We start from the raw sequence: 20487 nt of genomic DNA, 5'->3' as shown, positions 1-20487 counted from the left end.
GACTAATGTGACTGGCTTTTTTAATTAAAAACTATGTGTTATTGAGACACTTTTACAATTGAACTTTTTACTGATATCACTTTCTGATCTTTAATTTCAAACAAATTAGGCAGTAAATTCAGCACCGCTTTATCGTGTGATATAACAATTAAAATCGCGTGAGGCGCTTCTTTTTTTATGTACTGTAGTAAGACGGTAACATCGGCATTCGATAGGTTAGACATAGCTTCGTCGAGTACAATCAAACTCTTGTTTGTGTCGATACTGGTTAAAATAAGCAATTTACGTTTCTGCCCCGTCGACATAGGAATCTGAGTAATGTCTTTTTGGAAGATGAACTCATAATCGATGTTGGCATGAGGAAACACTAGGCTGCATATCTTTGCGATTTTGTTGACATCAGTAACACCGCGTAAATAGAAATTAGCGTAAATGGTGCCGCGAATAAAGTCGGTAGCCGGTTCAATAAAAACCACTTGTTTTGAGAACACGTTCGGGTCGATATCGACGCCGTTGTAAAAGTTATTATATAAAATGGTGCCACTATATTCGGAATGAGATTGGACAATCGTAGACACTAATGTCGATTTTCCACTGCCAATATTGCCAAAGAATCCGTAAGTATTCCCTTTAGTTAGCTCTAAGTTTACGTTTGACAATAATGGAGATTGCTCTGTGGTGATATCAACGTTTTTTAATGTGATGCTGCTAATTCCATCAACATACAGCCCTTTTGAGACTAATTTAGGCTCTAGATTTTCGAATAAATCATCGACCGCAAGCCTTAGATGATGTCCCGAAATTAGAATGAAAAAGGTTTTAGTGACTAAGTTAATTACACTTGAAGCAGCTCGGCCATTCAAAATAAGAAGTGCGAACAGCACATTAAATACACTGGTATCAAACTTAGAGGTATAAAACAGCACGGTGAATAAGCAAAAGCTCGCCAAGAAAGAACTAACACGGACGAACTCTTCCCAGTTGAAGTTAAAACTCGCAAGGCTGTGGTCCCCTGAAAAGGATTTCTTACACGACTTTTCAAAGTTATCCAGTAGAGCTTGAGTGTTTAAAAAGCGAAGTTGCTTATTATTTCGGTAGTAGGAAATGCGTTCATTTAATAAATCTTGCTGCGCGGCTTCAACTTCTAGGTAGACTTTGTAGTTGCGATAGCGCATAAACGTAGAGGCGGCAATAATAACCACATAGAAAAGCAATAAGCCAAACGTATAACTACCAATAAACAGAAAAAGCAGAGCCATGACTAATAGAAAACTGGTCACATCCATAATTAGACCAGGGAGGTTGTCCCAAATCACTTTACGGTTTGACTCGACCATTCTAACCTTTGTTAGGCTGTCTTTTTGTTTGAACCCCGGCATTAGCGCGAGCAGATAACGCTCGAATTTTAATGAGTTATGTTCAATCTTTCTCAAGTGCACATGTTTTATATAGTATTTCAAACCGTATTCACAACCCCACAAGATCAAGAAGGCAGCGGTAACAAATACCAAGGTGGCAATTTGTGAGTTGTAAATTAGACGAGTATTAAATAAGTTACTGTAAAATGCTGGAATAAGAATAAAGGGTACCGCGACGAGCAGCAATAAGTTGATTTTGGGAAAAAGTTGATAAATGACTTCGACGAATGATTTAGTCTTAAGGACTTTTGGATAGCTTTCAATGAAAACGATCTCTTTACCAATTAAGGTTTCTTCGTCCACTTCTTCATGTTCGTCGCTAACCAACTTAACCCCAATTCGCTGTACGTAGCAGGGCTTTAAGTCCGATATAATGAATGCTTCGGGTAAGTCATTAACCGATTTGACTTCTCTTTTCTCAATCGAATATTCAAACAATGAATCGTTAAAGAAAGGGGTTAATTGAGATACATACTGATCAAGAGTTTCAGCTTCTATATGGCGAAACGCTTTCCAATCGAATTTCGCTTGAGACTGTTTGATCAGTAAAGAAATAATTGATTTCATGCAAACCTCAAAGAGAATACGTCAACTTATATTCTGTGCTAACTGTAGACGTTGCAATCCAACCCACTCGATGAGTGAAATGACTTATATAACCCTGGAGCGGGACACTTAAATACATTGGATAGTTATTTTGCGAACGACAAAGTTTTATCTAGTATTTTATGAGTATAGGATAAGAATTGATAACTTGTGGATTTAATTAGTAATTTTTTGTTAAAAGAATGAAAGTAAAGTGGCAAAGTAAAGGAACAACCGTTTAATTGATACGAATTGGTTGTTCCGAATACGATTTATGGTAAATATCGTGAATGAAAGACTTGTCGGAATGAAAATAAGTTGAATAAATAAACTCAGGAAATTTCTTTAATAGAAATCATCATAGCCGATTCTGGGTCTTGCACTGGCATGGTTAAACCAATCTTAGTTAATACATCACCGCTAACCTTCATTGACGTTTTCATCCACGGTGGCACTTGTTTCATCAGTTGCCAGCTTGCTTCTGGAAAATCAACAAGCTCTAACGAATATTGCTTATTAGGATCTAGGTAATCCAGTCGCAACGGCTCAGGGATAGCATGGTCTGGCATCGTCAACTGGCAGACTGTGATCAGCATTTCATTGGCATTTTTAACTCCATAGACGTTGCGAGTGTTGTCGCAGCAATCCAAATAAAACACCTCGCCAGAATGAAGTAAAGGCCGAAAACGTTTGTGCAGTGCGATATAGCGAGAGAATGCGGCTTTTTCTTTGTCGCTCTCTTTAACAGGGTCGAGCTCAACGCCCATATGTCCGCTGAGTGCGGTGATACCGCGTAAATTGATATTGTGCTGGCGTCGAGTTGTATGGCTGCTCGCGGGGCCTATATGGCTGCCCATTACTTCAGGTGGGAAGAAATAACTCATGCCTTTTTGAATGGTTTGGCGTTCTAGAGCGTCGTTGCAGTCTGAGGTCCAGAATCGGTGAGTGCGCTTAAGGACTTCGAAATCAATACGGCCACCGCCTGATGAACAGGATTCAATTTCAACTTTAGGGTGTTTACGTAGAAGAAGATCAATCAGTCGATAAAAGGCGAGAGTTTGACCACGAGTTGCCGATTGACCTTGATGCGCTGCTTGCACCAATTCTCGGTTCATGTCCCATTTTAAATAACCGATATTGTAGGTCGAAAGAAGATCATCGAGCCGTTCGAACAAATAGTCGAAACAGGCAGGGTTTTGCAGGTTAAGCACAAATTGATTACGACCGCTAGGCTGATCGTAACCTTCAATCCCAAGTACCCAATCGGGGTGTTCACGGAACAAATTGGAGTCGGGATTGACCATTTCCGGTTCAACCCATAAACCAAACTCCATACCGAGTTTATTAACCTGTTCAATAACGGGTTCAAGTCCATTAGGGTATTTGGTTTGATCTAGAAACCAGTCCCCAAGGGCGGCGTGATCGTCGTTGCGACCAACAAACCAGCCGTCGTCGATTATAAAGCGTTCAACACCCATGTGTGCGGCTTGTTGCGCCATATTCTGAATATAATCTGGATCGTGGTCGAAATAGATTCCTTCCCATGTATTTAAATGAACAGGGCGCTTGTTCTGTGTTGGAAAGCGCAATATATGTTCACGAACCGTGCGATGAAACTGCTTGCGAATCCCATTGAGACCATCTTGGCTATAGCAAGCATACAGTGTCGGTGTTGAGTACGATTGACCCTGTTCTAGGGTAATTTCACCGGACGCTAACCATTCACTCATTTGAATAAAACGGCGTCCATCGCTTTTGGTTTCACAGCGCAATTGATGGTTGCCGCTCCAACCTAGGTGAAACCCCCACACTTCGCCAGTTTGTTCAGAAAATCCTTTACAGCCTACCATGGCTCCGGGGAAGTATTCGTGCGAGGTTCTGCCACGGCGATTGGTTTGGTTAAACGCACCGTGATCTAGGGAAACGCGTTGGGTTTGAAATTCTCGGCTCCAACGACCATGAAAACTCATTAATTCGTTGGCACGGTGTGGTAGGGGAAGAGTATTGTGTAGTTGCGCAAGCTGATAGCTTTGTTCGCCATCATTTTTTATGGTTATTTTCTTCGTTAATACACCCGCATCATCGAGTATAAGGTTAATGGTTAAACTAAGCTGCGCAAGCTCATCGTTACATTCAAACCTTGCTGAGTGATCATCATGTTCAACACTCTGGACTGAAAAAATCGGTGCCCAATCGATATTGTTTCCGGTTTTATCGGTGCGAAAACCTTCAATACCGGGAGAGCTATAAAGGCCACGACCAAATTCAGGACAGAGGGTTATAGGAATATCTTTGTCTAAACGAGCTTGAGGAATAGCGCGTTGAGTGAGTTGTTCGATTGTGTGATCAACATGAGCAAGTCTTGCACCCCAATAGAGAACTTGAGGCATTGGGTTAATTAGAATGACGAGACTGGTTTGTGCGTTAGATAGATGAATTATTCCCATATTGATAACCCTAACTTGTAAAACTAAAACGGAAGGACAGATTGTATTTAGAAAGAAACCGCAGCCAATTCGACTGCGGTTTCTTTTCTCCGAAGAAGCGCTTAAGACTTATTTAAACTCTCTTTGGCGTACTTTTTCTAGACGTTTTAAGATCGCATCTAAACGTTCAGGTTTTACCATAAACTCTTGGAAACCTTTCATACCTTCTTTCGCCATAGCGGGAGAAGTATCACGGTCATAAAACTGTGCAGTACCGCTTGCATTACTTAGCATTTCAACGCCTTTATTCAAGAATTCGTTGTCTTTTGCTTCTGCTTTGGTATTGGTTGGAATTTGCAACAACTGTTCGTTGATCAATTGTTGATTCTCGGTACGAGCGACAAATTCCAGGAATTTACGTGCATCTTCTTTATTCTTCGCTTTAGATGGAATATGGATAGTATCCATTGGAGCGTCTTCCGCGACCGCAACGGCTGGGTCAATAATTGGGAACTGGAAGAAGCCCATTTTGCCATCTAATTCTTCAGGGAAGCTAGGTGTAATGAAGTTGCCGATAAGGTACATCGCCGCTTTGCCGTTGTATAGGAACGGTTGCGCTTCCTGCCATGAATAAGACGCATGGTTATCGAGGAAGTAGCCTGGTTCAATTAACTCTTTCCAGTTCTCGAAGGTTTTCTTAACGCGCTCATCAGTGTAAGGGATTTTTCCATCCATTAGATCAATGTGGAAGTCCAAACCGTTGGTACGAAGATTGAGATAATCAAACCAACCAGCTGCGGTCCATAGGTATTTGGTGCCAATGGCAAACGGTGCAATATCTTTTGCTTTAAGGGTTGCTGCCGCTGATTTTAGATCTTCCCACGTTTTAGGTTCGCTAATACCATTTTGCTCAAACAGGTCTTTACGATAATACACGCCCCACTGGTAGTAGGTGTATGGAACGCCGTATTGCTTGTCATCAACCGTCATTGCTGGTGTGGCCGGTTTGTAATCATCGTACATGTTTTGGTCTTGCCAGATGTCACTAACATCTTCGAACAGCCCACGTTCAACAAAGGTTTTCATACGGTTACCAGCATACCAAAAGACCACATCTGGCGGTGACGTCGCAAGCCAGTTACGAATCGTAGTTTTGTAGGCTTCTTTATCGTATAGATTATATTTGATCGTGATATCTGGATTTTCAGCTTCAAAACGTTTAACGACTTCAGCCCATGCCGCTTTTGGCGCTGGATCTGATTGGTCAGAGTTTATCACCAATTCCCCTGCAAATGCTGTTGTTGTTAATGCAGCGCTAAGCATCATGGTTTGCGTGATATGTTTGATGTATTTCATATTAGAAGTCCCTTATTCCGGTTCTTTGATTCACGTTTTTCCGTTAGAGTTTTTATTTTTATTTCAGTTGTTTATAGCGTTATTAAGGTGTAATAAATACACATAGCTATTTTGATTAGGCTGCATGACAATACTCTTTTTTAGGCATTCCAAATACCCGGTATTGTCACACAAAGCCAATTATCCTTTGGTTGCGCCCAAGGTTAATCCGGTAATAAAGTGGCGCTGCATGGTAAAGAACAAGATTACTGGTGGAATCGCGGCGACGATAGCGCCTGCAGACATAAACTGCCACGATGCCAACCATTGACCTTGTAATGCACTTAAGCCAGCGGTTACTGGGCGAACTTCGTCACTCTGTACTAATACCAATGCCCAGAAATAGTCATTCCAGATGAAGGTGAACACGAGTACCGACAATGCCGCTAGAGCAGGGCGGACAAGTGGCAATACGATGTGCCAGAATATTTTCCATTCTCTCACGCCTTCAACTCGTGCCGCTTCAATAAGAGCATCTGGAATCCCGACGATAAAGTTACGCATAAACAAGGTACAGAACCCAGCTTGAAATGCGACGTGAAACAAGATTAACGCCCAATGGGTATCGTATAAACCAAATGCGATGGTGAGGTCGCGTACTGGAATCATTAGTATTTGGAATGGAACAAAGTTACCCGCGATAAAAGCTGCAAAAATCCAAATATTGGCTTTAAATTTGTATTTCGCAAGGGCGAATCCGGCCAAGGTGGAAAGTGCGACGGCACCAGCAACAGCGGGTAATGTAATAAACAAACTATTAATTAAATATTGACCCATAGGTGTCGCAGTAAATATTTGCGAATAGTTTTCAATAAACTGAATATCAGTTGGCCAGCCCCAGTAATTGCCTTTATTGATGTCATCGATTGAACGAATTGAGGTCATCATTACGGCAAGGAGAGGCAATAGCCACATCACAATGGAAATCGGTAATGCAACGCGGTAGCTAATATTGGTGAAGCGACCGGCTTTTTCAATTGGCTGGGGATACATTATTTTTCACTCCTCAACATACGCCACAAGAAGTAAGCGATATAGATATCCATAATTAAGAACAGTACAACGGATACCGCTGCGCCATAGCCCATACGATAGTTAAAAATTGACTCTTCATACATTTGATAAGCAAGAACGGATGAGCTGCCCCACGGGCCACCGGCGGTCATCGTGGCGACTAGATCGAATGAACGTAGTGCGCCAATAATGGTAACAACTATGGCAATAAACGTAGCAGGTCTAAGTTGTGGAATTACAATATACCAAAGCATTCTCAATTTCTTAGCACCGTCCAAACGGGCGGCTTCGAGTTGCTCGGGGTCGAGATTATTCAAGCCAGTAAGATACAAAATCATACAATAGGAAATTTGTGGCCAAAGTCCGGCGGCGATAATTCCGTAAGTAACATAATCTTCATTTGCGAGTATCGCGATTGGTTCAACACCAAACCAACCGAGCGCGATATTGAGTAAACCGAAACTTGGGTCGTAAAACCATGCGAACACAAGACCCACTACCACTTGAGAGATAACAAATGGAAAGAAAAAGAGAGACTTAACAACGCGGATTCCTTTAACTTGTTGATTAAGGAATAGGGCAATCGCGAGACCAATTGGCGGAGCTAACATATAAAATATTAACCAACGGATGTTGTTGCCAAGCGACGTATAAAAAGCTTCGGAATCGAACAACTCGATGTAATTTTCAAATCCAACCCAGGTTTTTTCACCTAATCCATCCCACTGATAAAAGCTCAATGAAATACTGCTGATAATCGGATAAATCACATAGACCGCAAATATAATCATCGCGGGAGTTAAAAACAGCCAAGGCGCTAATTTGATGCCCACCAGCTTTTTATTGCGCGCTGAAGGCATATTGTTTTTTGGGTAGCTAACTGTCACAGAATGCTCCATTTATTGCCGCTTCATCGAATAGGTAATGTTAATTCCTGTCTTTCGACGTGTTTGGTGAGCTGAAAAAGGCGATATAAACCAGTACGTATTAGCACTGGTATGATCCAAATCATAGAGATTGACGAAAAAATTAATACCGAAGAATTCACGTTTTGTAAACGTTTCCACAGATATCGTACAAGTTGGCTTCGGAAGTATGATGACGATCAACAATTTCAATTTGATTTCTCACAACAACGAGCAAAAAGAGTATGTTTTGCTCATCAACGAACATTTACAAACATTCCATTTAGTAGAAGTGGGTAAAGGAGCCTGTAATGGCAGACATTACGTTAAAAAAAGTCATTAAACGTTTTGATAGCGTTCAGACAATCCATGGTATTGATTTACAAATAGATGATGGTGAGTTTGTCGTGTTTGTCGGTCCCTCTGGTTGCGGAAAATCAACCTTGTTACGTTTGATCGCTGGTTTAGAGGAAATCACTGAAGGCGAGATTAATATTGATAATACGCTAGTGAATGATGTTGACCCTGCTGAACGTGGCGTGGCAATGGTGTTTCAATCTTACGCCTTATACCCGCATATGACGGTTGAAGAAAATATGGGCTTCGGTCTAAAAATGAACGGCGTCCCTGCTGATGAAATTGCGGCTAAGGTTGATGCCGCCGCTAAAACATTGCAACTTGACCAGTTACGTAAGCGTAAGCCGAAAGAGTTGTCCGGTGGACAGCGTCAACGGGTAGCGATTGGACGTGCCATAGTTCGTGATCCTAAAGTCTTTCTATTTGATGAACCTCTTTCGAATTTGGATGCAGAGCTCCGTGTCGAGATGCGCTTGCAGATCGCTAAATTGCATCAAAAATTAAAGAATACTATGGTCTACGTGACTCATGATCAAGTTGAAGCGATGACTCTCGCCGATAAAATTGTTGTTTTAAGGGATGGCAGAGTAGAGCAGGTTGGTTCACCTTTGGATCTGTATCACAAGCCAGCAAACCTGTTCGTAGCGGGATTTATTGGGTCGCCTAAAATGAACTTTATACCGACGACGGTAAAATCTTTGACGTCAGACTCCGTTACTTTAAGTGCGGGTGATAATAGTGAGTTCATTGTCTCGTGTTCAAATAAATCATTCTCTGTTGGTGATAAAGTGACGTTTGGAGTTAGACCAGAGCATCTATTGGTTGGCGACGAAGCCCAAATCAAACTTACATTCCAAAGTGATGTGGTAGAGCGTTTAGGCAATAGCACATACATGTTTGGTCAATCTTCAGGAGTTGAAGGGTTTAAAGTTCACCTAGCGGGTGACAAAGAAGTTAAGAGTATGGAAACTTTAACCTTGAGTTGCAATGATTCTGAAGTCTATCTATTCGATGAAAATGGCATCGCTATCGAACGCTAGATATCAAATCAATTAAAATTAATTGACGTTAAAAGCCCGCATTTATGTGGGTTTTTCTATTTCAGTGTTAGAGTGTCGGCAATTTAATCACAATGTGCAGATTCACTCGACCACCCATAACGGAAACAACGATGTCAAATAGCAATAAAGTAAGAATTTTAGCATTTTTAGGTATCTTGTTTGTCGCGTTAAACCTACGTGCTCCATTTACTGCCGTTGCGCCTGTGCTTGGTCAAATTATGGAAGGATTATCGTTAAGTTCTTCAGCGGCGGGGTTTCTTACGGCATTACCGCTGTTGTCATTTGCTATTTTCTCTCCGATGTCTGCGTCTCTTTCTCGTCGTATCGGATTATACCCTTCACTTACCATTGCCTTGGTCTTGATTGGACTTGGCATCACACTGCGCTCATTAGGTTTTCAGTCATTTTTATACCTTGGAACGGTCATGCTTGGTGCGGGAATCGCCGTGGGTAACGTACTGCTTCCTGTGGTCGTCAAGGTTAATTTTCCGACCAAAATTGCCGTTATAACGTCACTTTATATTTTCGCTATGGGCGTAAGTTCAACATTAAGCTCGAGTTTAATGGTACCGATTTCTGGGATAGAGTTGTATGGATTCACGGGATGGCAATTAGCGCTGTTTTTAAATCTACTTTTTCCTATTATCGCCTTGATGATATGGATTCCGCAAAAGATGAGTGGTGCCTCTTCATCAGATACAACAACGTCAGATTCTAGCGGGTTGATGTTTAAAATGCTGAAATGTCCTGTCGCTTGGCATCTTACTCTAGGTGTAGGATTAAACTCTTTTATCTTTTACTCTTTTGCCGGTTGGTTACCCAAGATTTTACATGACTTTGGTTATGATGAAATAACATCAGGCTATATCTACGGCTTCCTTCAGTTTTCAACCATGGTTCCTGGGCTATTACTGGTGCCGATTTTGTCTCGTGTTCGTAGTCAACGACAACTTGTTTCACTAACCGCAATCTTAAGTGTTTTGGGAGCAGTTGGGATGATATTGTTACCACAGTTTGCCATTCTATGGGTTGGGGTATTTGGTCTAGCGAATTGTTCTACTTTTATCATCGGAATATCGTTTATTGGTTTAAGAACAGAAACACCCCTTCAAGCTGCGGCTTTATCAGGCATGTCGCAAAGTATCGGCTATGGTTTAGCGGCAACAGGCCCATCAATTATTGGTTATTTGCATGGTGCTACGGACTCATGGACAGCCTCGTTGGTAATGATCACCGTTGTTGCTTCTATCTGTGGTGTATTCATTAATCTGGCCGCGAGAGATCGTATGGTGTTAACGCGTGGTCGATACAACCAGAACCTTGATTAATTGCTCTGATCATAGAGTAGGGTGTTCAGCAATCTTCTATATATCAAAAACTAATTTCTGCTGATCGAATATTTTTTACATCATAATGTGTTGCATATATAAGTATTCCAACTTGAAGTCATTTAATCTAGCGCCACAGTACTCAATCCTTCCCCAGTATTCGATTCTGGCGGCGAACGTGTTTTAAGCATTGACTTGATATACGTAAATGTAAGTTTATATAAGAATATTCATTATGATTACAGATTATCTTTTCTATTTAACTGCTATACCGGCTGTATTAATTTATGGAATCAGTAAAGGTGGGTTTGGTGGCGCACTAGGCGTTATTGCGGTGCCTTTGATGGCCTTTACGACGTCACCAGTGCAAGCTGCTTCTGTGTTGTTGCCAATTCTATGTGTAATGGATGCATTTGCTATTCGTTATCACTATAAAAATTGTGATTTTAGTGAAATCAAAATGATGATACCGCCGGCGATTGTGGGAATCATTGTGGCATCATTTATTATGGGGTTTGTCTCCGATCAAGCTGTTGAACTTGTTGTCGGTACTATCTCACTGTTGTTTTGCGCACAGTACTATCTAAAAGGGGCGACATTTAAAACTTACAAATACTCAGGACAGTTTTGGAGTGCATTATCTGGATTGTCGAGTGCCATGATTCATGCTGGTGGTGGTCCAATAAGTATGTATTTGCTGCCGAAAAAGCTCGATAAAATGGTGATGGTCGGTACGATGGCAGTGTTTTTCGGTTTAATGAATTTGATTAAACTGATTCCTTACACCTACCTAGGTAATTTTGATCATCAAAACTTAATGACGTCTTTAGTTTTGATTCCATTGGCTCCCATTGGCGTTAAAATCGGGACGATGTTACTTAAAGTGATCAGCCAAGAGCGAGTTTATCAAGTTTGCTATTTTTTCTTGCTGATTTCCGGTGGGAAGTTGTTTTATACAGGCCTGACGGGTTAGTCCTATTTCATCCCATTGAACCTGACAGCCAGTGACGATGTAGAATCTCTCTGGCTGCATGATTATTCTTACTAAACGTGCATCAATAAATAACGTCTTAAACAACAAATCCTTTATCGAACAACAGCTTGCCCATTTTCTAATAACCAATCAATTAGCTGTTGCGTATTATTCAAATCTAATATCTTTAGTGACTGCGGTACGTCATAATCGGCAATGTTAATTGTGTCATCGATGGCAATAGCATCTGAGCAAGAAAAATAACTAATATCAATCTCATTTCTAAAGATCGCGATTCGCGGTAAAGGCAAGGTTTTCAAGCCTTCGACAATCAAAATATCAAACTCGGCTAACATCTCGATAATATTCTCAATTTCTCTAGGTCGCTGTGATAAATAGGTTGTTCGAGTTGGCGATGTCACAACAATTTCAGCGCCGGTTTGACTAAATTTCCAGCTATCTTTACCTTCTTTGTCGAACTGAGCCTTATCACTTGGGTCGTGTTTGACAATGGCTAAGCGATAATCTTTGGTCAGTTGTTCAGCGATGCGTAATATTGTGGTGGTTTTACCGCTGCCAGATGGGCCGGTAAAAGCAATCGAGATCGGATTCATGAAACTATCCTTTTTTGCTTGAGAATAGGAGATGAGAAACTTGAGTAACGCAAAACTAAGGTTACTCAATGTGAATAATTTAGCCTCGCTAGAGTAACGAGTAATACTGATAAAGCAAGTGTGGATTATTCGTTATATGAGATGCCTAATTTTTTAATTCGGCTGCGTAAAGTATGTGGATTAATATTGAGCAATTGTGCTGCGCCATCTGGTCCTTGTATCTTTCCATTTGCCACTGCTAACGCCCGTTTTATATGTTCACGATTAATTTCTTCGAGAGTTAACATAGCGGTATTTGGATTGATATTAACCGCTGGTGCAAAGTCAACCACGTCTGAATGTCGATTTAGATTGAAAATTATTGGCCTACCGTGTGCCGCAATCACTGAGCGTTCGATAACATTGGTGAGTTCGCGAATATTTCCTGGCCAAGAATGACTTTGCAACTTTTCGATTTCACCAATCGCAACTTCTGAGGGCGGAAGATTAAACTTCTTGCGGCATTGCTGGATAAAATAATTGGCAAACAATGGAATATCTTCGAGGCGTTCACGCAGAGGTGGGATCTTAATTGGGAACAAGCACAAACGATAGTATAAATCTGGACGAAACTCATTGCTCGCAACCATATCTTCTAGTGAGCGGTTTGTTGCGGCAATAACACGAATATCAAGCTTAAGTGTTTTCTTTCCACCGACTCTCTCTATCTCACCATTTTGCAGTACTCGAAGTAGGCGAACCTGAGCTGCTTTCGATAATTCACCGACTTCGTCGAGAAATATTGTTCCTTTGTTCGCTCGTTCAAAGCGGCCAATCTTTTGTTCCGAAGCGCCGGTAAATGCACCTTTTTCATGACCAAATAGCTCACTGTCAACGAGCGATTCTGGTATAGCTCCGCAATTCACTCTGATATAAGGCTGGGATTTTCGAGATGAATTGTGTTGGATCATATTGGCAATCACATCTTTACCTACGCCCGTTTCACCAAGAATGAGTACAGGAGCATCAGTATTAGAAACTTCATCGACCTTTTGAATAGTACGCTTTAAACCACTATTGCTACCAATAACGTCGTAATGATTAATCTGGTTATATTTTGATTTCAGTTGTTCATGTTCATCAAGTAGCTTGGAGTGCATATCTTTAATCGCGATATGCTTTAAGCTGTTAGAAACCGCGATACCGAACGGGGAATCGAGAGTCGAGAACAGTTGTGCATGCTCTGGCTTAAACTGTCCTCTACCTTTCGCTAAAAGAACGAGGTCACAGATTCTCTCGTCACCAATTTTAACTCGAGAAATCAAGTGAGAGTAGTGCTCATCACCGTAGATAGTCGCCATATGATCTTCGACTAATGAACTGATGGGATCATCGACAAAGTCATTGATGATTTTGACACCCAAACCATATTCCCAGCGCGTGATATGACGCATTTCTTGTTCGACAGGAATGATAATACTGCATAGGTGCCCATGGTGTTTATCGGCTGTGGCTAATATCCGTAGGGAACATAAATTCTCGTCCCATAAATGGACAGACAACACATCTGCAGGGATAACATCACGCAAGAAATTAATACAATTTTTCAAGCTTTCTTCAATGTTTAAACTTCCAGTTAATGCCTCAACGGCCTGGCGATAAAATAGGTTATTATCCATTCGTTTCCATGCTAAATACTGTGCTGTTTTGAAGCCGAAATTATACCTGTTTAGTTATGATATATCATAGTGATATATCACAGAGTAGGAAATATCATAGGATATAAAAAGTGACTAAAGGCTCTGAATTGATGTGGATCATGATTAGTTTAATATTCTGTATGACATTGATCATGGATTTCTAACTAATTAATTTTTAAAGGTTTGGCTCGTTTATTGCTCTTAATAGATCAGAAAAAATAAAGAGTAGTAACTGGGAGCATAATTTTGAAAATGGCCAATATAGCTTCAGAGAAGCAATTGAAGGTAACTCTGCTCGGTTTAGCCCAAGCAGTAAAGTTATTGTGTAAGACGGATAGAAAATTCAAAGCGCTTGTCGCTAAAGAAAATCTTACCGCTTGTATCTGTGTTCGTACCTCAAAAACAGGACGTATTTTTAAGATTACTGATGGGAAAATGTCTTCCAAATCAGGTAAAGATCTTGATGCTGATGTTGTAATGATGTTTAACACTGCAGCAGATGCAATGAAAATGATGGTGCCATGGCGCGACTATCAAGATGTTATCGATATGGCGAAACTGTTCAAAGTTGAAGCCATTGGTGATGAGAAACTGATTGTCCAGTTCACCGATATTCTAGGTGCAATTGTCGACAATCAAGCTAAATATGGTACACCAATGCCTGACGGTACGATGCGTTTTGTCAGCAATACCAATGGTGGTCCAGTCTTCGTGTATGTTAAAGACGACAAAATTATTCGTATAACTCCGATCGATTTGGCTGATGACGATCCAGAACCATGGACTATCAAAGCACGCGGTAGAGAGTTTACTCCAACGAAAAAGGTAACCGTTAGCCCACATACACAAGCGATCAAATCTACTATCTACTCAAAAGACCGAATTCTTTACCCTATGAAGCGTGTCGATTTTGATCCAGATGGTGAACGTAATCCACAAAACCGTGGTATTTCTGGCTATGAACGTATTAGTTGGGATGAAGCAACGGATCTTGTCGCGAAAGAAATTGGACGTGTTAAAACTGAACATGGTCCAGGCGCAATAATGAATGGTACGGGTTCGCACCACTTATGGGGTAACTTGGGTTATTGGTTATCTTGTCGTATGCGTTTCTTTAACATCATTGGTACCTCTTATGTTGCCCATAACCCAGATAGTTGGGAAGGCTTCTACTGGGGTGCAATGCACCACTGGGGAAACTCGATTCGTCTAGGTTCACCAGATACCTATTCAACCGTTGAAGATGCACTAAAACACGCAGAGATGATCGTGTTCTGGTCGAGTGATCCAGAATCTACTTCTGGTGTATACGGTGCGATGGAAGGTACACAGCGTCGTCTATGGGCGAAGCAGTTGGGTATTGAATTTGTTCACATTGACCCATTCTATAACCACACAGCAGCATTGCTTGGTGGTAAATGGTTTGGTACTAACCCGGGTACAAGTAACGCAATGGCATTAGCAATTGCTTACGTTTGGATGCAAGAAGGGTTATACGACAAAGACTTCGTTGAAGATAAGACCGAAGGATTTGCAGAATGGAAAGAGTACGTTATCGGTAACGAAGACGGCATTCCAAAAACACCTGAATGGCAAGAAGAAGAGACAGGTATCCCAGCACGTGATGTGCGTGCATTAGCCCGTAAATGGGGTAATAAGAAAGTGTATCTTGCAGCGGGTGGTGTTCAAGGCTTTGGTTCTGCATGTCGCAGTGCAACCGGTGCTGAGTGGGCACGTTCAATGGTTTGTCTAATGGCGATGCAAGGAATTGGTAAGCCTGGTGTCAACATGGGTAACCTACAACAAGGTACGCCAGTTGATACTCGCTTCTACTTCCCTGGATACTCAGAAGGTGGTTTATCTGGTGACTTTGAAGGTACAGGTGTTGGTGTAAACATGTACCAACGTATGCCACAAGTTATGACGATGAACCCGGTCAAACAGAAAGTGCCTCGTTTACGTATCCCTGAAGCGGTTATGGAAGGTAAAGCAGAAGGTTACTTAACGGATACCAAGCACATTGAGGGACAGTTCTGTGATTTCAAATATCCAGCACCTGGTCACTCGCAAATTAAGATGTACTACAAATATGGTGGCTCTCACTTTGGTACCATGAATGACACCAACCGTTTCGCGAATATGTATCGCAGTGACAAGTTGGAAGTTGTGGTAAACCAATCAATTTGGCTGGAAGGTGAAGCGAAGTTTGCGGATATTATCCTACCAGCGTGTACCAACTTTGAACGTTGGGATATCGGTGAGTTCGCAAGTAGTGGCGGTTATATCCACCATAACTATAACCAATGTAACCACCGTGTTATTACGCTTCAACACAAGTGTATTGAACCTCTGGGCGAGTCGAAATCGGATTACGAAATCTTCCGTATGATTGCGACTAAGTTAGGTGTTGGTGCGTACTTCTCTGAAGGTTCGTCTGAACTTGAATGGGTAAGAAGGCTGTATAACGGTACCGATCTACCTGAGAAAATTTCTTGGACGAAATTCCTTAAGAAAGGATATTACATCGTTCCGCCACCGAAAGAGGAAGATCGCGATCCAGTTTCTTGGAATTGGTATTACGAAGGCAGAAAGAAAGATGTGCCTGAAATGAACCCATTACCAGCAGAATACAGTGATTCATTCAGAAGTGGGTTGCAGACCCAAAGTGGCAAGATTGAATTTGTGTGTAACAGCTTGAAACGCTTTGCTCCTGATGATCCTGAGCGTCCAGTAATGACTAAGTACATCCCATCTTGGGAAGGTCCACATTCTGGTGAGCTATATGAGAAATACCCACTACAGATGATCACACCACACAGCCGTTATAGTTTCCACACAATGGCTGACGGTAAAGATTCACATATCAATGATATCGTTGATCACCGCGTAGAAATCGATGGTTACTACTACTGGGTTATCCGTATTAATGGTGCCGATGCTGAAGCTCGTGGTATCAAACATCATCAGATTGTTGAAGTATTCAATGATCGTGGTTCTGTTCTTTGTGCGGCGGATATTACTGGTCGTGTGCCTGCAGGTACCGTTCACTCATATGAATCGTCAGCGCTTTATGAACCAATTGGTATACCTGGAAAATCTCCAGATAAAGGTGGCTCTATGAACACATTGACACCAAGCAGACCAATTATCAAAAAATCACACTCCACAGCGTGTAACTCATGTCTGGTTAATATTAGAGTTTGGGAGGGAGAGTAATCATGGAAAATCAACAAGTTATCGCTAAGTGGAATCTGGTTATTGATGTAGAGAAATGTGAAAACTGCAATAACTGTTTTCTAGCAGATAAAGATGAGTACTGTGGTAATACTTTCCCTGGTTACTCAGAGTCTCAACCTCGTCATGGACATCGCTGGATTAATATCCTAAAACGCGAACGTGGTACTGGATCTTTAGTCGATATGGCTTACGTCCCAACGATGTGTGGTCAATGTACTGACGCTCCATGTGTTCAATCATGTAAAGATGGTGAAATCTACCAGCGTGAGGACGGCATTGTTATTATTGACCCAGTCAAAGCTAAGGGTCAAAAACGTCTAGTTAAATCATGTCCACATGGTCATATCTGGTGGAATGAAGAGTTAGAATTACCGCAAAAATGGTTCTTCGACGCACATTTACTAGATGCAGGTTGGAAACAACCTCGTTGTGTTCAGTCATGTGGTACAGGCGCGATGCAATCGATGAAAATCTCTGATGAAGAGATGAAAGCGAAAGCGGCGAAAGATGGCCTTGACGTGTTGGGTGAAGAACATGAAACTCAACCACGAGTTTGGTATAAGAACTTATATCGCTACACTAAAGAGCACGTTGCTGGTTCAGTGGTAATGACTATCGACGGTATCGAAGAGTGTGCTGAAGCTGCTCAGGTTGTGCTGTCTAAAGGTGACGAAGTTATCCAAGAATTAACAACGGATTTCTTTGGTGACTTTAAATTTGATGCACTAGATGCAAATTCAGGTGAATACACGATAACTGCAACGAAAGATGCATTGTCAGGTAGCGTATCATTTGAATTAAAAGAGAGCGTTAACTTAGGTGTCATTGCACTGGCTTAGTGTCTAACGCTTAAGTACTAAGTCTCTATAACTTAAGATAAGACCCATAACTTCATAGTATAAGGAGTTATGGGTCTTTTTATTACCTGCACTTTTATCTTGTAATAATCTTTAATTGCCTCGATCGTCGCTAGTTTTCTTTGCAAACTTCTTCAAATTAACTCTTCTAATTGCCTTCCGACGACTTTATTTGATAATTGTATGACTTTTAGTTTATTACTGGAGAATCAGAGACTAACCATCCTATTAAAAGAAAATCATTCCTATTTAGCTCATTATGCTTAAAAATTGTTAGGTAGATCACATTGCATATGCTATATTTATTGATATAAATCAATAAATGAAAATCTTTGGAGTGGTTATGGTCATTGTTAATATTATTATGCTATTGCTAGCGGTTGTTGTTTGTTGCATATGTGTTGCTATAAATCTTTATTCAAATTCTCGCCGAGAAAGAGAAACTCAATTTCATGAGTTATGGTTTGTTACTGCTAAAAATAATTCAGCAGCCTCTCGAAATGCCGCAACTCAATTTGATTTCGAAGCTTAGTATCATCGTCTAATCGACTATTTATTTGATAGCGAAAGGGCGACGACGATCTCAATACCATCATACACTTTCAGAAAATCCCACAGATATTGGAAGTATCGCCAAGTGACGAATCGTGTTCTCTGGGTCTAAAGATACGAGATACATCCACACGATCCCATCTTCATTGCGGTAAATCGAATTAATGCCGACACAAGCCTGTTTCTGTTGCTAAAGCGAAATTGCGTTCCTGAAAGACTTAGAGTCATCAGCATAACCGTAGTTGGCGCAACGAGAGCGTCAAATAGCACATTAAACGCAAAAAAGAAGCCGAGCGGTTGAGTAGGCAGCTTAGGTTCCACACCAACACTATTTGATGTTTAGCATTTTAGAGGTTGAGAAAAAATGAATGTTATCCGAGTTGGATGAGTAGGTTGTGTGGAAGTGCGTGAATCAGAAGAAATTAAGTTAATTACTGAGTATAAAAAATAAGAAACCCCTGTAAGCGTACACTTACAGGGGATGTCGTTATCAGCTTAACGATTCACGAGTAGAAGCAAGCTTTTCTTTTTCTTCAAGTGCAATACGCTCTGGGTCATAGGTTTTCTTAATCGATAAGAACATGAAGCAACAAACCGCTGCAATAGGAATGAAGGTCATGAAAGATAACGTGTACGATCCGGTAATATCATTCATCACTGCTAGGTAAGTCATACCTGCACTCATACATATCATCTGGAAGCCATATAACCATCGGTTAACGTTAACAAACTCATCACGACCAAATACATATGCGATCAGTGATGGCATTAAGTTAGGCATACCACCGACGCCGAGAGAGATACAGAACAAGGCTAGGTAGATCAAGTACATGCTGTCCGGTCCACCAAACGCAAATCCAGCGGATCCAATGACATAAGCAAGAGAGAAGACAGCATTGGTTTTAGGAGTACCAATTTTATCGTCTAACCACCCCCAGAAATAACTGAGTGGCATACCTGCGATGGCCATAATTGACATTAGAGTAAGAGCGGTTTCTAACTGCATACCAGAACTTGTTAGAATAGGAATAACTTGACTCATAATTCCAGCCATCATCATCCCGCCGATAAGACCCCACGGAATGGTGACATACCAAAACTCCTTACACACTAATAGGCGTTTAAGTGTCCACTGTGTAATTTGATTATTTTCTTTGTGGCGTATCGCTTCTACTTCGGCTTTTTCTTCAGCCGTAAATGGGATTCCATCTGGATCAAACCCATGGTCTTCTGGTTTTTCTTTCATCGCCCAGATACCGAGAATACCCCAAAATGCAATGATGGCGCCGAGACCTGTATAAAAAGTTACAAAGCCCACTTCCATAAAAATGGGCAAGCCAATTGGGGTGAATGTTGCCGTACTTAATGGTGCAGAAATGGTTACAATACCAAAGATAACACCCTTATAGCGCATGAACCAATTCGCAATTAGACCACCTTGTATGAACATGAGTACAGGAGTGATGATGGTGAGGATAGTTTGGATTATCATGATCCCCATCCAAGAGTCCACTCGTCCCATCATCGTCACGGAAAGACCTGCGATTACAATTGAAGGTACCCCAATCTTTTTGAAACCCATCTTCATGATGAGCGCACCGGTAACAACCCCCGCAACAACACCAAGTAAACGAACCGCTGAAATGCCACCCATAATCTCACCAGGGGCCATCCCAAACTTTTCTACGAGCGCAGGCATTAGTATGTTCATACTGTCTGGACCTGCGATAGTTAATTGCAAGTACATTGTGACAAATACATAGATGATCACACCGAGTGCCTTAGCTTTAAAGCCTTTTTGCAGCACCTTTTCCATGTTTCCTCTCTTATAAGTTAAATTGTAGTGATTTAAATTAGATTAGTTGAACAAAATGTTTAATATGTAAATAGGTAATTATATTACAATCAATAAATAAAACTTTTTAATATATTATTAACCATACTCTTTTCAGGTATTAATTAAAGTATTAAAAAATCACTCTAGATATTTAATAACAATATTGATCGAGATCTGGTTCACAGAGTAAATAATAATAAGAGTCACATCACGGTTATATTGATACATTTTCTAATTATGAGAATGCAT

The 20487-nt window shown here is 41.0% G+C and carries 15 protein-coding genes; 6 read left to right on the top strand and 9 right to left on the bottom strand.

Annotated features, from left to right (window positions below):
* Nucleotides 1–38: 38 nt before the first annotated feature.
* From ACXJY6_RS12765 to ACXJY6_RS12745, 5 genes are all read right to left on the bottom strand, one after another.
* A complete protein-coding gene (locus ACXJY6_RS12765; RefSeq protein ID WP_456049945.1) occupies nucleotides 39–1985 on the bottom strand; it encodes an ATP-binding cassette domain-containing protein in 1947 nt (648 codons plus the stop codon).
* A 350-nt stretch (nucleotides 1986–2335) separates the two neighbouring features.
* Nucleotides 2336–4450: an alpha-galactosidase gene (locus ACXJY6_RS12760; RefSeq protein ID WP_456049944.1), complete on the bottom strand. Its 2115-nt coding sequence runs from the start codon at nucleotides 4448–4450 to the stop codon at nucleotides 2336–2338.
* Between the two features lie 108 nt (nucleotides 4451–4558).
* Complete coding sequence (locus ACXJY6_RS12755; RefSeq protein ID WP_456049943.1) at nucleotides 4559–5785, bottom strand: ABC transporter substrate-binding protein; 1227 nt, start codon at nucleotides 5783–5785, stop codon at nucleotides 4559–4561.
* A gap of 180 nt (nucleotides 5786–5965) precedes the next feature.
* A complete protein-coding gene (locus tag ACXJY6_RS12750) occupies nucleotides 5966–6817 on the bottom strand; it encodes a carbohydrate ABC transporter permease (protein ID WP_456049942.1) in 852 nt (283 codons plus the stop codon).
* Entirely contained in the window at nucleotides 6817–7737 is a 921-nt protein-coding gene (locus tag ACXJY6_RS12745; protein ID WP_456049941.1) for a carbohydrate ABC transporter permease, read from the bottom strand. Before ACXJY6_RS12745 ends, ACXJY6_RS12750 begins: the two co-directional genes overlap by 1 nt.
* A gap of 317 nt (nucleotides 7738–8054) precedes the next feature.
* Between ACXJY6_RS12745 and ACXJY6_RS12740 the strand changes: the two genes are divergently transcribed.
* The 3 genes from ACXJY6_RS12740 to ACXJY6_RS12730 all read left to right on the top strand — a co-directional run bounded on the left by ACXJY6_RS12740 (nucleotide 8055) and on the right by ACXJY6_RS12730 (nucleotide 11462).
* Nucleotides 8055–9140, top strand: coding sequence for an ABC transporter ATP-binding protein (locus ACXJY6_RS12740; protein ID WP_456049940.1), 1086 nt, complete (start codon nucleotides 8055–8057; stop codon nucleotides 9138–9140).
* Between the two features lie 131 nt (nucleotides 9141–9271).
* Nucleotides 9272–10489 (top strand): MFS transporter, encoded by a 1218-nt coding sequence (locus ACXJY6_RS12735; RefSeq protein ID WP_456049939.1) that lies wholly within the window; start codon nucleotides 9272–9274, stop codon nucleotides 10487–10489.
* Nucleotides 10490–10724: 235 nt separating this feature from the next.
* Complete coding sequence (locus tag ACXJY6_RS12730) at nucleotides 10725–11462, top strand: sulfite exporter TauE/SafE family protein (RefSeq protein WP_456049938.1); 738 nt, start codon at nucleotides 10725–10727, stop codon at nucleotides 11460–11462.
* Between the two features lie 113 nt (nucleotides 11463–11575).
* Here ACXJY6_RS12730 and mobB read toward each other — a convergent pair whose 3' ends face one another.
* Both mobB and ACXJY6_RS12720 read right to left on the bottom strand, forming a co-directional pair.
* Complete coding sequence (mobB, locus tag ACXJY6_RS12725) at nucleotides 11576–12076, bottom strand: molybdopterin-guanine dinucleotide biosynthesis protein B (RefSeq protein ID WP_456049937.1); 501 nt, start codon at nucleotides 12074–12076, stop codon at nucleotides 11576–11578.
* A 125-nt stretch (nucleotides 12077–12201) separates the two neighbouring features.
* Nucleotides 12202–13734, bottom strand: coding sequence for a sigma-54 interaction domain-containing protein (locus ACXJY6_RS12720; RefSeq protein WP_458768581.1), 1533 nt, complete (start codon nucleotides 13732–13734; stop codon nucleotides 12202–12204).
* A gap of 273 nt (nucleotides 13735–14007) precedes the next feature.
* Here ACXJY6_RS12720 and ACXJY6_RS12715 point away from each other — a divergent pair, with 273 nt between their 5' ends.
* The 3 genes from ACXJY6_RS12715 to ACXJY6_RS12705 all read left to right on the top strand — a co-directional run bounded on the left by ACXJY6_RS12715 (nucleotide 14008) and on the right by ACXJY6_RS12705 (nucleotide 18381).
* Nucleotides 14008–16971, top strand: a complete 2964-nt coding sequence (locus tag ACXJY6_RS12715; protein WP_456049935.1) for a molybdopterin-dependent oxidoreductase — start codon at nucleotides 14008–14010, stop codon at nucleotides 16969–16971.
* Between the two features lie 2 nt (nucleotides 16972–16973).
* Entirely contained in the window at nucleotides 16974–17831 is an 858-nt protein-coding gene (locus tag ACXJY6_RS12710) for a 4Fe-4S dicluster domain-containing protein (RefSeq protein WP_456049934.1), read from the top strand.
* A gap of 361 nt (nucleotides 17832–18192) precedes the next feature.
* The gene (locus ACXJY6_RS12705; RefSeq protein WP_456049933.1) at nucleotides 18193–18381 is read left to right on the top strand and encodes a hypothetical protein; all 189 of its coding nucleotides are present in this window, start codon (nucleotides 18193–18195) and stop codon (nucleotides 18379–18381) included.
* A 128-nt stretch (nucleotides 18382–18509) separates the two neighbouring features.
* Here the strand turns inward: ACXJY6_RS12705 and ACXJY6_RS12700 are convergent, their stop codons facing one another.
* Both ACXJY6_RS12700 and ACXJY6_RS12695 read right to left on the bottom strand, forming a co-directional pair.
* Nucleotides 18510–18722, bottom strand: a complete 213-nt coding sequence (locus ACXJY6_RS12700; RefSeq protein WP_456049932.1) for a hypothetical protein — start codon at nucleotides 18720–18722, stop codon at nucleotides 18510–18512.
* A 169-nt stretch (nucleotides 18723–18891) separates the two neighbouring features.
* Nucleotides 18892–20217: an MFS transporter gene (locus ACXJY6_RS12695; RefSeq protein ID WP_456049931.1), complete on the bottom strand. Its 1326-nt coding sequence runs from the start codon at nucleotides 20215–20217 to the stop codon at nucleotides 18892–18894.
* Nucleotides 20218–20487: the final 270 nt, after the last annotated feature.

The sequence above is a fragment of the Vibrio phycocola genome (genome assembly GCF_054404255.1).
This window is presented reverse-complemented; position numbering and strand designations above follow the sequence as displayed.